This is a genomic window from Staphylococcus sp. SM3655, from assembly GCF_016917315.1.
In the GTDB taxonomy this organism is placed as follows: Bacteria; Bacillota; Bacilli; order Staphylococcales; family Staphylococcaceae; genus Staphylococcus; species Staphylococcus aureus.
Window position 1 is genome coordinate 2686129 of record NZ_CP070305.1, and the last position, 14590, is coordinate 2700718.

The window sequence follows — 14590 nt, forward strand, 5'->3', positions numbered from 1 at the left end:
CTTTCACTATATCAAACCATTTAAGTTTAACATGCTTATACTCTAAATATAGCACTTAAGCATCATTTTTATAATGAAAATGAGTAAATTTTAATTCAATCCCGGAAAATCTTGTTGACGTAACGCTTCATAAATTAACAACGCAGCAGTATTTGATAAATTTAATGAACGAATATGTTCACTCATAGGAATTCTTAATGCTGTGTCTTGATATTTCTCTTTCACCCAGTCTGGTAATCCTGTCGTCTCTTTTCCAAAAATGAAGTAAAAATCTTTGTCATGATTTGAAAAATCAAAATCACTATAAGTCTTTTTACCAAATTTTGTTAATAAGTAATACTCGCCATTTGTGGCTTCAAAAAATGCTTCAATACTATCATGATACGTAATATTCACAAATTCCCAATAATCTAAACCGGCTCTTTTTAACATTTTATCATCAGTTCTAAATCCAAGAGGTTTAATTAAATGTAAATGTGTGTTTGTACCTGCACACGTACGTGCAATGTTACCAGTATTAGCTGGGATTTCTGGTTGATATAAAACGATATGATTTGTCATATTACTATTCTCTCCTTGTGTCTAATCCTTTTATCATTTCATTTTGAACTTCTGCATCCTCTTGATCATAATTTGCATTGATAAAATCTCTTGCTTCTTCCCCAAGAATTTGACCAATAGCCCAATAAGCAGTTGCTCGAATCATCGGTCTTTCATCTGTTGTTGCAACTTTTTTCAATTCTGGAATTGCATCCACTTCATTAAAATGCGCCAATGCTAAAATAGCATTTCGTTGTATCGGTTTTTTACCACGCCAAGCACCTGCAAGGTGACCATATGTTTGTTTGAATTCTTTATTAGACATACGTAGTAAAGGTACTAATCTTGGCTTTAAAATTTCTGGTTCCAAAATGATGTCATCTTGTTCGGTATTAATACCTCTATTTTTCGGACAAACTTGTTGACACGTATCGCAACCATATAATCTATTCCCAATTTTATAACGATATTGGTCAGGCATATAGCCTTTTGTTTGCGTTAAAAAACTAATGCATTTCTGACTATTTAATTGGCCATTTCCAACTAATGCACTTGTTGGACAACGATCAACACAAATTGTACAATCACCACAGCTATCTAATAATGGATCATCAGGTTCAAAAGGTATACTGACTAACATTTCACCGAGGTATGTCCATGTTCCTAGTTTAGGATTGATGACAAAGCCATTACGACCAACAAATCCTAAACCTGCACGTTCTGCTACTGCCCTATCTGATAATACACCCGTATCTACCATAGATTTTATTTCAACATCTGGAACTTTAGATTCAATAAATGCAGCTAACATGTCTAATCGTTTACGCATAATTGTATGATAATCTTGACCCCACGATGCTCTAGCAAATAAGCCTCTGCGATCACCTCTAACACTCTTAGGTGCACCTTTCAGTTTGTTAGGATAACCAACTGCAATTGCTATGATTGACCTTGCTGTTGGTAAGGATAATTTAGGCTCCGTTCGTAAAGCAATATCAGATTCTTCAAATCCTGAGGCATAACCATTTGCATGATATGCTTCTAGCTTTTGCTTCAATTCATCAAAGGGATCGGCAGTAGTAAATCCAATACTGTCGATACCAATTGTATATGCATAGTCAATGATATCTTGCTTTAACTGCTTTGTATCCAATCGTATGCCCCCCCATTAAATAATACTATGTTATTTTAACACAACCATTATTCATATTGAGGTTTCATTTCACATAATTTTAATAATAAAAAGCTTGAATATATGATATAACTTTGTGGTGCGCATCATATATTCAAGCTTCGTTAGGTTGTTATAATACTCTTGCTAAGAAATTTTGTGTTCTTTCATGTTGCGGTTGTTCAAATATTTCGACTGGTGTGCCTGACTCTACGACAACGCCATCTGCCATAAATATAACTTTGTCACTTACATCTTTGGCAAATCCCATTTCATGTGTCACAACCACCATGGTCATACCTTCTTTGGCTAGGTCTTTCATTACTTTTAATACATCACCAACTACCTCAGGATCTAATGCTGAAGTTGGTTCATCGAATAAAATAACATCTGGATGCATTGCTAAAGCTCTTGCAATTGCTACCCTTTGTTTTTGACCACCTGATAATTGATTCGGATATACATCTGCTTTTTCTTTTAATCCCACTTTATCTAATAACGACAATGCTTCCTTATGTAATTCATCGTTATTATCTTTCTTTAATAATTTAGGAGCTAAAATAATATTATCGACAACTTTTTTATGTGGAAATAGGTTGAAGTTTTGAAATACCATACCCATTTTTTGACGTAGTTTATCTACTTGTGTCCCTTTTTCCGTTAAGTCATTGCCTTCAAAAATCACTTGACCTTTAGTAGGTACTTCTAATAAATTCATACATCTTAACAATGTACTTTTACCACTACCAGATGGACCTATTATTGCTACTACTTCCCCTTGATTGATTTCAAGATTGATATCTTTTAAAACTTCATTATCTCCAAAAACTTTATTAAGATTGTTTATTTTAATCACTGGCATTCAATCTCCCTTCAATCATGTTCATAATGCGTGTAAGTACAAATGTTAAGACAAAGTATAATGCTGCTGCCACTATTAATGGTGTGAATGGGTCAAATGAAATACCTTGAACCACTTGTGCATTAAACATAATTTCGCCAACTCCAATTGTTGACACAATAGATGATTCTTTAATTAAAGTGACAAATTCATTACCTAAAGCTGGTAAAATATTTTTAATTGCTTGTGGCATAATTACACTTTTCATCGTTTGTCTATAATTCAAACCTAGACTACGTGCGGCTTCCATTTGGCCTTTATCAACAGCATTTATACCTGCACGAATAATTTCAGCAATGTAAGCTGAGGAATTAATAACTAATGCAATTGTTCCACAAACAAGAGCTGAAATGTCTAGTCCTAATGCAGCAGTTATACCAAAGAATACGATAAATACTTGAACTAACATTGGTGTTCCTCTTAATATTTCGATATAGATAGAAGCAATCCATGAAATAATTTTTATTTTACTTAATTTCATTAACGCAACGAATGCACCTAAAATAGAACCTAATGCAACACCGATAAGTGAAATTAATATTGTAATCTTAATTCCTTTCAAGAAAAAACTACCATACTTAGAAATAAAACCACTGTCATCATTCATCGCATTTGCAGCATTAGTCATATATTTATCGATTAATCCTTTATCTTTAACCTCCTTAATCGTTTTATTAATTTGTGACAATAATTTTGGTGAATCTTTTGGCACTGCTATCACTGTATCTTTTTCTTCTTCATTAAATTTCACATTGGAAATTCCTAATTTAGGATTTTGTTTTAAATATGCTTCTGCTACAGGTTTTTCAACTACAGCACCTTCAACCTTTCCACTTTTCAATGCTAATATAACGTCTGGTAAACGGCTTAATGAAGTAATAGATGCATTTTCAATTTCGGTTTGAGCGATTTTTTCTTGTTCAGTTCCCTTTTGTGCCCCTACTTTTTTATTATTAAAGTCTTTGATATCTTTATATTCATTAACTTTATCTTTCTTTACAAGCATGATATTTTTAGTCATCATATATGAATCTGAAAAATCAACTTGCTTCTTACGTTCAGGCGTTGAAGTCATTCCGGAAATAATAATATCAATTTTTCCAGTTTTAAGAGCTCCTAACAAACTATCAAATGACATATTGACGATTTTTAATTTTAAATTATTATCTTTCGCAATTTTTTTAGCTAAATCAATATCTACACCTGCATACTCAGTCTTACCATTAACTGTATGCTCAAATTCCATTGGTGCATAATCTGCAGAAAGACCCACTCTAAGTTCACCGCGTTCTTTAATCTTCTCCCATGTTTGATCTTGTTCAGCATGTGCTGTGGGATTGATATACACCATAGCACTGCTAATTAACAACCCTAATACTAATATAAACCTAATTAAACACTTCATTTATACAGCCCTCCCTAATTAATATTCATAATTATACATATTAATACATTTTGATGCAATAGTGTTTTATAAATGTATTTTTATCAATATAAAGAAAAGCTTCTTTTTAAAAGACTGTACATAAAAAATCCGCTATTATACGTGAACAAATCTCACATTTTAAAATCAATCAAAAAAGCGCTACTATCAATATCTTATTGACAGTAACGCCTATATTTATCATATATTAAAACTTATTCTTGTCATCAAGCTATAAATTATTGTTTTGGAACTTCAAATTTATAAATATCATTAGAATATATAGGAATGAATTTTTTACACAATTCATGAACAATAAATGCCGATACAAATGGTATGACAAAATAACCAAGTGCTAATAAAATAATATTCATTGTTGGATCACCTGACATTCGGTTAAATGCATTTATTGGGCCAACTAATCCTGTATATCCAAATCCAGCAGACAATGGTGTTCCTTTAACCTGAAGAACGTAAGCAATGATTCCAGTAATTATTCCATTTATAGTCAATGGTATCGAAATAATTAAATTTTTCAAGTAAACTGGGATCATCATTTTTGCAGCTCCTATGAGTAAAACTGCATTTACACCAATAGAATTGACACGCAATGAGCCAAATAAGAAAGTAACACAGGCAGCCACTATACCTAGGTTTGCTGCTCCACTTCCTAGTCCGTTTAAACTAATCGCAGTTGCAATCGCTACTAACGATATTGGTGTTACCATTAATAATGAAAATGCCACACTAATAAGTATAGACATTAACAACGGATTTAAGTCTGTAAAAGAATGAATTACATTTCCAATTGCTTGAGTAATTTTTCGAATGTAAGGTAATGTGATTAGACCGATACCCCCACTAACGATAGGTACTAAAACTGGTAATATAATTAATTCAAAAGATCCAAGTTTGTTTTGTAATACCATATATATAAGACATGCAATAATAACAACCAAACTCGTATTTATAATGTCACCTATACCTTTTAACATAAAACTATTATTACTATATACAACAGCACCTGAACCAATCATAGCTGATGTACCTACTATAGCAGCACCTGCGCCATTAAATTTAAATTGATGAGCAGCTAAAACCCCAATAATAAATGCCATAAATGATTGAATTAGTATCACTAACTGATACGTTAATTCTAAAATTTCATTACCACTTTTAAATATTTTTAATACTTCACCTAATAAAGCATTCGGAACAAGTGCAATAACAACACCAGCACCAATAGAATTTAAAATCTTACTGAAAAACTGTTTATTATCAGCATTCTTTGCGTTACTCATAAACGACCTCCAATTTGAACATTAAACTCATCATATTATAGAAAATTAACTTTAACAATGATTAGTTGGCTAATTTAATCTAAATATAACAATCCACAAAAGGAATAAAGTAAATTTGAACAATCTACTCACTAATCAATGTCATGTTAATTTTAAAATACTACTAATTACATCTTGTGACTAATAATGTAATAAATTGTAAATATTAAAATAGCCATATTACTATTAAGATAGATAAATTGAATCGACTTGGTATAAAGCAGAATAAAATAGCACTTTTACAAATATATTATTAGAAAAGTTGAAACAAATATATAACCCCAGATAATATAATCATTATCATTAATGTAATACCAAAAAAAGAAGTTAAACAATGCATAGTTGCTTAACTTCCAATATTGAACTCATCATTACAATTTGACATAGAGTCTATTAAAGCGTGTGCCATTTGAGTCCACTTTTATTTGTATTGTATAGAGAGAAATAAAAAGAAACCTTGTTTTACAAGGTTTCTAATACGTTATGTTATGTAAATAACAGTTAATTATACCGGTGGTCGGGGTCGAACCGACACTCCACAAGTGGAACGGGATTTTGAGTCCCGCGCGTCTGCCAATTCCGCCACACCGGCTTAATGGTAAACAAAAAACTTCCCTTTGGAAGCAATTATGGAGCGGAAGATAGGATTTACACCTATACCTCGTTCCGGGAAGGAACGTGTTCTAAAAGTTGAACTACTCCCGCAAATATTAAATTATGGAGCGGAAGATAGGATTTGCACCTATACCTCGTTCCGGGAAGGAACGTGTTCTAAAAGTTGAACTACTCCCGCATAAACCTGGAGGCGGCAACCGGATTTGAACCGGTGATAAAGGTTTTGCAGACCTCTGCCTTACCACTTGGCTATGCCGCCAATAACTGGGCTAGCTGGATTCGAACCAACGAGTGACGGAGTCAAAGTCCGTTGCCTTACCGCTTGGCTATAGCCCATTAATAATAAGGGCGGCTGAAGGGGATCGAACCCTCGAATGTCGGAACCACAATCCGATGTGTTAACCACTTCACCACAGCCGCCATGGCAGGGGCAGTAGGAATCGAACCCACACCAAAGGTTTTGGAGACCTCTATTCTACCGTTGAACTATGCCCCTATTAAAAATAATAAATGGAGGGGGGCAGATTCGAACTGCCGAACCCGAAGGAGCGGATTTACAGTCCGCCGCGTTTAGCCACTTCGCTACCCCTCCATAAATGGTGCCGGCCAGAGGACTTGAACCCCCAACCTACTGATTACAAGTCAGTTGCTCTACCAATTGAGCTAGGCCGGCTAAGAAATGGTTCAGGACAGAGTCGAACTGCCGACACATGGAGCTTCAATCCATTGCTCTACCAACTGAGCTACTGAACCATAATAAAAATGTAATGATGGCGGTCTCGACGGGAATCGAACCCGCGATCTCCTGCGTGACAGGCAGGCGTGTTAACCGCTACACTACGAGACCTATAAAATATTGCGGGAGGCGGATTTGAACCACCGACCTTCGGGTTATGAGCCCGACGAGCTACCGAACTGCTCCATCCCGCGATAATAAAAAATAATGGCGGAGGAAGAGGGATTCGAACCCCCGCGGCCCGTTAAGGCCCTGTCGGTTTTCAAGACCGATCCCTTCAGCCGGACTTGGGTATTCCTCCATTATTATAGGTAAATCGCTATTAATTATAAAATTAAATGGCGGTCTCGACGGGAATCGAACCCGCGATCTCCTGCGTGACAGGCAGGCGTGTTAACCGCTACACTACGAGACCATTAGTAAAACGGAGGAAGAGGGATTCGAACCCCCGCGAGCCGTTAAGCCCCTGTCGGTTTTCAAGACCGATCCCTTCAGCCGGACTTGGGTATTCCTCCAAAATTATATGGACCTTGCAGGACTCGAACCTGCGACCGAACGGTTATGAGCCGTTAGCTCTAACCAACTGAGCTAAAGGTCCTAAATATAATTTTACAACTAATAAATAGTGGCGGTGGAGGGGATCGAACCCCCGACCTCACGGGTATGAACCGTACGCTCTAGCCAGCTGAGCTACACCGCCTTATATAGTTTGTAAATAATATGGTGGAGACTAGCGGGATCGAACCGCTGACCTCCTGCGTGCAAAGCAGGCGCTCTCCCAGCTGAGCTAAGCCCCCATAATAATTACAGTATATCGGGAAGACAGGATTCGAACCTGCGACCCCTTGGTCCCAAACCAAGTGCTCTACCAAGCTGAGCTACTTCCCGTATAATTAACGCGCCCGATAGGAGTCGAACCCATAACCTCTTGATCCGTAGTCAAACGCTCTATCCAATTGAGCTACGGGCGCATATGTTTTTATTGAAAATGGTGCCGAGGACCGGAATCGAACCGGTACGGTGATCACTCACCGCAGGATTTTAAGTCCTGTGCGTCTGCCAGTTCCGCCACCCCGGCACTATAAAAATGGAGCAGAAGACGGGATTCGAACCCGCGACCCCAACCTTGGCAAGGTTGTATTCTACCGCTGAACTACTTCTGCATATGCGGGTGAAGGGAGTCGAACCCCCACGCCGTAAGGCGCTAGATCCTAAGTCTAGTGCGTCTGCCAATTCCGCCACACCCGCAAATGGTGAGCCATAGAGGATTCGAACCTCTGACCCTCTGATTAAAAGTCAGATGCTCTACCAACTGAGCTAATGGCTCTTCCATGGTGCCGGCCAGAGGACTTGAACCCCCAACCTACTGATTACAAGTCAGTTGCTCTACCAATTGAGCTAGGCCGGCAATATGTAAGAATAAATGGTGGAGAATGACGGGTTCGAACCGCCGACCCTCTGCTTGTAAGGCAGATGCTCTCCCAGCTGAGCTAATTCTCCGATTTAAAACTGCCTGGCAACGTTCTACTCTAGCGGAACGTAAGTTCGACTACCATCGACGCTAAGGAGCTTAACTTCTGTGTTCGGCATGGGAACAGGTGTGACCTCCTTGCTATAGTCACCAGACATATGAATGTAATTTATACATTCAAAACTAGATAGTAAGTAAAAGTGATTTTGCTTCGCAAAACATTTATTTTGATTAAGTCTTCGATCGATTAGTATTCGTCAGCTCCACATGTCACCATGCTTCCACCTCGAACCTATTAACCTCATCATCTTTGAGGGATCTTATAACCGAAGTTGGGAAATCTCATCTTGAGGGGGGCTTCATGCTTAGATGCTTTCAGCACTTATCCCGTCCACACATAGCTACCCAGCTATGCCGTTGGCACGACAACTGGTACACCAGAGGTATGTCCATCCCGGTCCTCTCGTACTAAGGACAGCTCCTCTCAAATTTCCTACGCCCACGACGGATAGGGACCGAACTGTCTCACGACGTTCTGAACCCAGCTCGCGTACCGCTTTAATGGGCGAACAGCCCAACCCTTGGGACCGACTACAGCCCCAGGATGCGATGAGCCGACATCGAGGTGCCAAACCTCCCCGTCGATGTGAACTCTTGGGGGAGATAAGCCTGTTATCCCCGGGGTAGCTTTTATCCGTTGAGCGATGGCCCTTCCATGCGGAACCACCGGATCACTAAGTCCGTCTTTCGACCCTGCTCGACTTGTAGGTCTCGCAGTCAAGCTCCCTTATGCCTTTACACTCTATGAATGATTTCCAACCATTCTGAGGGAACCTTTGAGCGCCTCCGTTACCTTTTAGGAGGCGACCGCCCCAGTCAAACTGCCCGCCTGACACTGTCTCCCACCACGATAAGTGGTGTGGGTTAGAAAGCCAACACAGCTAGGGTAGTATCCCACCAGCGCCTCCACGTAAGCTAGCGCTCACGTTTCAAAGGCTCCTACCTATCCTGTACAAGCTGTGCCGAATTTCAATATCAGGCTACAGTAAAGCTCCACGGGGTCTTTCCGTCCTGTCGCGGGTAACCTGCATCTTCACAGGTACTATGATTTCACCGAGTCTCTCGTTGAGACAGTGCCCAAATCGTTACGCCTTTCGTGCGGGTCGGAACTTACCCGACAAGGAATTTCGCTACCTTAGGACCGTTATAGTTACGGCCGCCGTTTACTGGGGCTTCGATTCGTAGCTTCGCAGAAGCTAACCACTCCTCTTAACCTTCCAGCACCGGGCAGGCGTCAGCCCCTATACATCACCTTACGGTTTAGCAGAGACCTGTGTTTTTGATAAACAGTCGCTTGGGCCTATTCACTGCGGCTCCTCTGGGCGTTAACCCTAAAGAGCACCCCTTCTCCCGAAGTTACGGGGTCATTTTGCCGAGTTCCTTAACGAGAGTTCGCTCGCTCACCTTAGAATTCTCATCTTGACTACCTGTGTCGGTTTGCGGTACGGGCACCTATTTTCTATCTAGAGGCTTTTCTCGGCAGTGTGAAATCAACGACTCGAAGACTCAATGTCTTCTCCCCATCACAGCTCAGCCTTAACGAGTACCGGATTTGCCTAATACTCAGCCTTACTGCTTAGACGTGCAATCCAATCGCACGCTTCGCCTATCCTACTGCGTCCCCCCATCGATTAAAACGATTATAGGTGGTACAGGAATATCAACCTGTTATCCATCGCCTACGCCTGTCGGCCTCAGCTTAGGACCCGACTAACCCAGAGCGGACGAGCCTTCCTCTGGAAACCTTAGTCAATCGGTGGACGGGATTCTCACCCGTCTTTCGCTACTCACACCGGCATTCTCACTTCTAAGCGCTCCACATGTCCTTACGATCATGCTTCAACGCCTTTAGAACGCTCTCCTACCATTGTCCAAAGGACAATCCACAGCTTCGGTAATATGTTTAGCCCCGGTACATTTTCGGCGCAGTGTCACTCGACTAGTGAGCTATTACGCACTCTTTAAATGATGGCTGCTTCTAAGCCAACATCCTAGTTGTCTGGGCAACGCCACATCCTTTTCCACTTAACATATATTTTGGGACCTTAGCTGGTGGTCTGGGCTGTTTCCCTTTCGAACACGGACCTTATCACCCATGTTCTGACTCCCAAGTTAAATTAATTGGCATTCGGAGTTTGTCTGAATTCGGTAACCCGAGAGGGGCCCCTCGTCCAAACAGTGCTCTACCTCCAATAATCATCACTTGAGGCTAGCCCTAAAGCTATTTCGGAGAGAACCAGCTATCTCCAGGTTCGATTGGAATTTCTCCGCTACCCTCAGTTCATCCGCTCACTTTTCAACGTAAGTCGGTTCGGTCCTCCATTCAGTGTTACCTGAACTTCAACCTGACCAAGGGTAGATCACCTGGTTTCGGGTCTACGACCAAATACTAAACGCCCTATTCAGACTCGCTTTCGCTACGGCTCCACATTTACTGCTTAACCTTGCATCAAATCGTAACTCGCCGGTTCATTCTACAAAAGGCACGCCATCACCCATTAACGGGCTCTGACTACTTGTAAGCACACGGTTTCAGGTTCTATTTCACTCCCCTTCCGGGGTGCTTTTCACCTTTCCCTCACGGTACTGGTTCACTATCGGTCACTAGAGAGTATTTAGCCTTAGGAGATGGTCCTCCCAGATTCCGACGGAATTTCACGTGCTCCGTCGTACTCAGGATCCACTCAAGAGAGACAACATTTTCGACTACAGGATTATTACCTTCTTTGATTCATCTTTCCAGATGATTCGTCTAATGTCGTCCTTTGTAACTCCGTATAGAGTGTCCTACAACCCCAACAAGCAAGCTTGTTGGTTTGGGCTCTTCCCGTTTCGCTCGCCGCTACTAAGGGAATCGAATTTTCTTTCTCTTCCTCCGGGTACTAAGATGTTTCAGTTCTCCGGGTGTGCCTTCTGATATGCTATGTATTCACATATCGATAACATGACATAACTCATGCTGGGTTTCCCCATTCGGAAATCTCTGGATCAAAGCTTACTTACAGCTCCCCAAAGCATATCGTCGTTAGTAACGTCCTTCATCGGCTTCTAGTGCCAAGGCATCCACCGTGCGCCCTTAATAACTTAATCTATGTTTCCACCATTTTTATAAGTCAAACGTTAACATGAAGTTACGTTCTTTTATAAAAAGATTTAAACGCGTTATTAATCTTGTGAGTGTTCTTTCGAACACTAGCGATTATTTCTTATGAATTCAAGCTTATTTAAAACTCTTTATTCACTCGGTTTTGCTTGGTAAAATCTATATTTTACTTACTTATCTAGTTTTCAATGTACAAATAATGGTGGAGACTAGCGGGATCGAACCGCTGACCTCCTGCGTGCAAAGCAGGCGCTCTCCCAGCTGAGCTAAGCCCCCAAATAGGTATTAAATTAATGGTGGGCCTAAGTGGACTCGAACCACCGACCTCACGCTTATCAGGCGTGCGCTCTAACCAGCTGAGCTATAGGCCCATTAATTTGAATGAACAAACATTCAAAACTGAATACAATATGTCACGTTATTCCGCATCTTCTGAAGAAGATGTTCCGAATATATCCTTAGAAAGGAGGTGATCCAGCCGCACCTTCCGATACGGCTACCTTGTTACGACTTCACCCCAATCATTTGTCCCACCTTCGACGGCTAGCTCCTAAAAGGTTACTCCACCGGCTTCGGGTGTTACAAACTCTCGTGGTGTGACGGGCGGTGTGTACAAGACCCGGGAACGTATTCACCGTAGCATGCTGATCTACGATTACTAGCGATTCCAGCTTCATGTAGTCGAGTTGCAGACTACAATCCGAACTGAGAACAACTTTATGGGATTTGCTTGACCTCACGGTTTCGCTGCCCTTTGTATTGTCCATTGTAGCACGTGTGTAGCCCAAATCATAAGGGGCATGATGATTTGACGTCATCCCCACCTTCCTCCGGTTTGTCACCGGCAGTCAACTTAGAGTGCCCAACTTAATGATGGCAACTAAGCTTAAGGGTTGCGCTCGTTGCGGGACTTAACCCAACATCTCACGACACGAGCTGACGACAACCATGCACCACCTGTCACTTTGTCCCCCGAAGGGGAAAGCTCTATCTCTAGAGTTGTCAAAGGATGTCAAGATTTGGTAAGGTTCTTCGCGTTGCTTCGAATTAAACCACATGCTCCACCGCTTGTGCGGGTCCCCGTCAATTCCTTTGAGTTTCAACCTTGCGGTCGTACTCCCCAGGCGGAGTGCTTAATGCGTTAGCTGCAGCACTAAGGGGCGGAAACCCCCTAACACTTAGCACTCATCGTTTACGGCGTGGACTACCAGGGTATCTAATCCTGTTTGATCCCCACGCTTTCGCACATCAGCGTCAGTTACAGACCAGAAAGTCGCCTTCGCCACTGGTGTTCCTCCATATCTCTGCGCATTTCACCGCTACACATGGAATTCCACTTTCCTCTTCTGCACTCAAGTTTTCCAGTTTCCAATGACCCTCCACGGTTGAGCCGTGGGCTTTCACATCAGACTTAAAAAACCGCCTACGCGCGCTTTACGCCCAATAATTCCGGATAACGCTTGCCACCTACGTATTACCGCGGCTGCTGGCACGTAGTTAGCCGTGGCTTTCTGATTAGGTACCGTCAAGATGTGCACAGTTACTTACACATATGTTCTTCCCTAATAACAGAGTTTTACGATCCGAAGACCTTCATCACTCACGCGGCGTTGCTCCGTCAGGCTTTCGCCCATTGCGGAAGATTCCCTACTGCTGCCTCCCGTAGGAGTCTGGACCGTGTCTCAGTTCCAGTGTGGCCGATCACCCTCTCAGGTCGGCTATGCATCGTTGCCTTGGTAAGCCGTTACCTTACCAACTAGCTAATGCAGCGCGGATCCATCTATAAGTGACAGCAAGACCGTCTTTCACTTTTGAACCATGCGGTTCAAAATATTATCCGGTATTAGCTCCGGTTTCCCGAAGTTATCCCAGTCTTATAGGTAGGTTATCCACGTGTTACTCACCCGTCCGCCGCTAACATCAGAGAAGCAAGCTTCTCGTCCGTTCGCTCGACTTGCATGTATTAGGCACGCCGCCAGCGTTCATCCTGAGCCAGGATCAAACTCTCCATAAAAATTATGATGTTTGATTAGCTCATAAATACTAAATAATGTTTGTAACTTATAGTTACGTTTTTGGAATTAACGTTGACATATTGTCATTCAGTTTTCAATGTTCGTTTGTCACTTACAAGATTTAATTATAACTCGTAAGTTTTTGTAAGTCAAGAATTATTTTTAATTATTTTATTTCTAAAAAATAAATTTCCTAACTCAATTAATTTAACAAATATTATTTTATTATGTATTTGTTCGAATTTCAATAGTCAAATTTACACTTTATTAATATTTTAAATCAACAACTTAAAACATTTGTTTTTTAAATATTAGTGCCGTTTGACGACTTTTATATAATATCAAGTTATTCTAGTAGAGTCAACATAAAACAACACTTATTTTTGTTTAAAAATTACTGTTGAAGGGATTATTTTCTATTCGTAAGTACTATATGTATTTAAAGTGTAATTCCTTATGCTTTTTACTTCAGTTTTACAAACAAACTTATACTCACTTTATGGATAGTTATTTAGTAGACCTTCGTTTGAATATTTTTATGTTTATTTATAAAGGATACTAGTTATTAGTTAATACCACTTCCGTAGTTAGAATATTCTTTTCTTCAATTTAAATATTTTTCAGAATAAGCATAAAAAAAAGTTAAACAACTTTCATGTCGTTTAACTTCTTAAATATTACGCTTACTTATATGAAGTAAGCTAACGCTTTTTTAATTTGTCATACTACCAAAGTTAAATTATTTATCTTGGCATTCTTTACAAACTCCATAAATTTCCATTCGATGATGTGTTACGTCAAAGTCAGTCATATGCTGAGCTAATCTTTCAATTTCATTTAACTGTGGATATTGAAAATCAACAATCTTACCACATTGTTCACATATAATATGATAATGATTATGTGTATTAAAGTCGAATCGACTTGATGAGTCTCCATATGTTAATTCTTTTACAATTCCAATATCTTTAAACACTCTTAAGTTATTATATATTGTCGCAACACTTATATTTGGAAAATCAGGTGAAAGTGCTTGATAAATTTCATCAGCTGTTGGATGAGTATGTGAAGAAATTAAATAACGTAATATTGCTTGTCTTTGAGGTGTAATTCTTACGCCTGCTTGTCGCAATGATGCAATTGATTCTTCTAGTTCATGTTCAATTGATTCTATTTCAACACTCATCTATATCACCATCTTTCTTATATAATAAT

Annotated in this window: 6 protein-coding genes, 28 tRNA genes and 3 rRNA genes; all 37 read right to left on the reverse strand. The window is 40.2% G+C overall.

Annotated elements, in window-relative coordinates:
- Nucleotides 1-90 precede the first annotated feature (90 nt).
- The 37 genes from trmL to perR all read right to left on the reverse strand — a co-directional run bounded on the left by trmL (nucleotide 91) and on the right by perR (nucleotide 14561).
- Nucleotides 91-561, reverse strand: a complete 471-nt coding sequence (trmL, locus tag JQN76_RS13105; protein WP_000181394.1) for a tRNA (uridine(34)/cytosine(34)/5-carboxymethylaminomethyluridine(34)-2'-O)-methyltransferase TrmL — start codon at nucleotides 559-561, stop codon at nucleotides 91-93.
- Between the two features lie 4 nt (nucleotides 562-565).
- Entirely contained in the window at nucleotides 566-1693 is a 1128-nt protein-coding gene (gene queG / locus JQN76_RS13110; RefSeq protein ID WP_000379980.1) for a tRNA epoxyqueuosine(34) reductase QueG, read from the reverse strand.
- A 151-nt stretch (nucleotides 1694-1844) separates the two neighbouring features.
- Entirely contained in the window at nucleotides 1845-2567 is a 723-nt protein-coding gene (locus JQN76_RS13115; protein ID WP_000590809.1) for an amino acid ABC transporter ATP-binding protein, read from the reverse strand.
- Nucleotides 2560-4017, reverse strand: coding sequence for an ABC transporter substrate-binding protein/permease (locus JQN76_RS13120; protein WP_000649907.1), 1458 nt, complete (start codon nucleotides 4015-4017; stop codon nucleotides 2560-2562). The genes JQN76_RS13115 and JQN76_RS13120 overlap by 8 nt, the downstream gene beginning before the upstream one ends.
- A 257-nt stretch (nucleotides 4018-4274) precedes the next feature.
- On the reverse strand, nucleotides 4275-5336 hold the full coding sequence (locus tag JQN76_RS13125) for a PTS sugar transporter subunit IIC (protein WP_000063551.1): 1062 nt from the start codon (nucleotides 5334-5336) through the stop codon (nucleotides 4275-4277).
- 547 nt (nucleotides 5337-5883) lie between these two features.
- Nucleotides 5884-5967: transfer RNA gene (locus JQN76_RS13130), tRNA-Leu, on the reverse strand.
- Between the two features lie 38 nt (nucleotides 5968-6005).
- Nucleotides 6006-6080 (reverse strand) — tRNA-Gly (locus tag JQN76_RS13135).
- Nucleotides 6081-6093: 13 nt separating this feature from the next.
- A tRNA-Gly gene (locus JQN76_RS13140) sits at nucleotides 6094-6168 on the reverse strand.
- A gap of 7 nt (nucleotides 6169-6175) precedes the next feature.
- Nucleotides 6176-6249 (reverse strand) — tRNA-Cys (locus JQN76_RS13145).
- 5 nt (nucleotides 6250-6254) lie between these two features.
- Nucleotides 6255-6326 (reverse strand) — tRNA-Gln (locus JQN76_RS13150).
- 11 nt (nucleotides 6327-6337) lie between these two features.
- Nucleotides 6338-6410, reverse strand: a tRNA-His gene (locus JQN76_RS13155).
- A 2-nt stretch (nucleotides 6411-6412) separates the two neighbouring features.
- Nucleotides 6413-6486 (reverse strand) — tRNA-Trp (locus tag JQN76_RS13160).
- A 15-nt stretch (nucleotides 6487-6501) separates the two neighbouring features.
- Nucleotides 6502-6582 (reverse strand) — tRNA-Tyr (locus tag JQN76_RS13165).
- Between the two features lie 5 nt (nucleotides 6583-6587).
- Nucleotides 6588-6663 (reverse strand) — tRNA-Thr (locus JQN76_RS13170).
- Between the two features lie 7 nt (nucleotides 6664-6670).
- Nucleotides 6671-6743: transfer RNA gene (locus JQN76_RS13175), tRNA-Phe, on the reverse strand.
- Nucleotides 6744-6761: 18 nt separating this feature from the next.
- A tRNA-Asp gene (locus JQN76_RS13180) sits at nucleotides 6762-6837 on the reverse strand.
- Between the two features lie 9 nt (nucleotides 6838-6846).
- Nucleotides 6847-6920: transfer RNA gene (locus tag JQN76_RS13185), tRNA-Met, on the reverse strand.
- 14 nt (nucleotides 6921-6934) lie between these two features.
- Nucleotides 6935-7027: transfer RNA gene (locus JQN76_RS13190), tRNA-Ser, on the reverse strand.
- Nucleotides 7028-7065: 38 nt separating this feature from the next.
- A tRNA-Asp gene (locus tag JQN76_RS13195) sits at nucleotides 7066-7141 on the reverse strand.
- Nucleotides 7142-7151: 10 nt separating this feature from the next.
- Nucleotides 7152-7241, reverse strand: a tRNA-Ser gene (locus tag JQN76_RS13200).
- A 9-nt stretch (nucleotides 7242-7250) separates the two neighbouring features.
- Nucleotides 7251-7324 (reverse strand) — tRNA-Ile (locus JQN76_RS13205).
- 28 nt (nucleotides 7325-7352) lie between these two features.
- A tRNA-Met gene (locus JQN76_RS13210) sits at nucleotides 7353-7426 on the reverse strand.
- Between the two features lie 21 nt (nucleotides 7427-7447).
- A tRNA-Ala gene (locus JQN76_RS13215) sits at nucleotides 7448-7523 on the reverse strand.
- A gap of 17 nt (nucleotides 7524-7540) precedes the next feature.
- Nucleotides 7541-7614: transfer RNA gene (locus JQN76_RS13220), tRNA-Pro, on the reverse strand.
- 9 nt (nucleotides 7615-7623) lie between these two features.
- Nucleotides 7624-7697, reverse strand: a tRNA-Arg gene (locus tag JQN76_RS13225).
- An 18-nt stretch (nucleotides 7698-7715) separates the two neighbouring features.
- Nucleotides 7716-7804 (reverse strand) — tRNA-Leu (locus tag JQN76_RS13230).
- Between the two features lie 10 nt (nucleotides 7805-7814).
- Nucleotides 7815-7889, reverse strand: a tRNA-Gly gene (locus tag JQN76_RS13235).
- A gap of 3 nt (nucleotides 7890-7892) precedes the next feature.
- Nucleotides 7893-7974 (reverse strand) — tRNA-Leu (locus JQN76_RS13240).
- Between the two features lie 3 nt (nucleotides 7975-7977).
- Nucleotides 7978-8053 (reverse strand) — tRNA-Lys (locus JQN76_RS13245).
- 5 nt (nucleotides 8054-8058) lie between these two features.
- Nucleotides 8059-8134, reverse strand: a tRNA-Thr gene (locus tag JQN76_RS13250).
- Nucleotides 8135-8150: 16 nt separating this feature from the next.
- Nucleotides 8151-8226, reverse strand: a tRNA-Val gene (locus tag JQN76_RS13255).
- Nucleotides 8227-8237: 11 nt separating this feature from the next.
- Nucleotides 8238-8352, reverse strand: a 5S ribosomal RNA gene (rrf, locus tag JQN76_RS13260).
- 72 nt (nucleotides 8353-8424) lie between these two features.
- Nucleotides 8425-11347, reverse strand: a 23S ribosomal RNA gene (locus tag JQN76_RS13265).
- A 213-nt stretch (nucleotides 11348-11560) separates the two neighbouring features.
- Nucleotides 11561-11636: transfer RNA gene (locus JQN76_RS13270), tRNA-Ala, on the reverse strand.
- Between the two features lie 18 nt (nucleotides 11637-11654).
- A tRNA-Ile gene (locus tag JQN76_RS13275) sits at nucleotides 11655-11731 on the reverse strand.
- Between the two features lie 91 nt (nucleotides 11732-11822).
- Nucleotides 11823-13374: ribosomal RNA gene (locus JQN76_RS13280) — 16S ribosomal RNA — on the reverse strand.
- Together the 16S, 23S and 5S rRNA genes with 28 tRNA genes alongside form the textbook arrangement of a ribosomal RNA operon.
- Before the next feature lie 740 nt (nucleotides 13375-14114).
- Entirely contained in the window at nucleotides 14115-14561 is a 447-nt protein-coding gene (perR, locus tag JQN76_RS13285) for a peroxide-responsive transcriptional repressor PerR (protein ID WP_000110011.1), read from the reverse strand.
- Nucleotides 14562-14590 lie beyond the last annotated feature (29 nt).

What these genes read in the sequence shown, in the direction of transcription:
- JQN76_RS13120 (WP_000649907.1), bottom strand. Translation starts at nt 4,017, where the DNA reads ATGAAGTGTTTAATTAGGTTTATATTAGTATTAGGGTTGTTAATTAGC.
- trmL (WP_000181394.1), bottom strand. Translation starts at nt 561, where the DNA reads ATGACAAATCATATCGTTTTATATCAACCAGAAATCCCAGCTAATACT.
- perR (WP_000110011.1), bottom strand. Translation starts at nt 14,561, where the DNA reads ATGAGTGTTGAAATAGAATCAATTGAACATGAACTAGAAGAATCAATT.
- JQN76_RS13125 (WP_000063551.1), bottom strand. Translation starts at nt 5,336, where the DNA reads ATGAGTAACGCAAAGAATGCTGATAATAAACAGTTTTTCAGTAAGATT.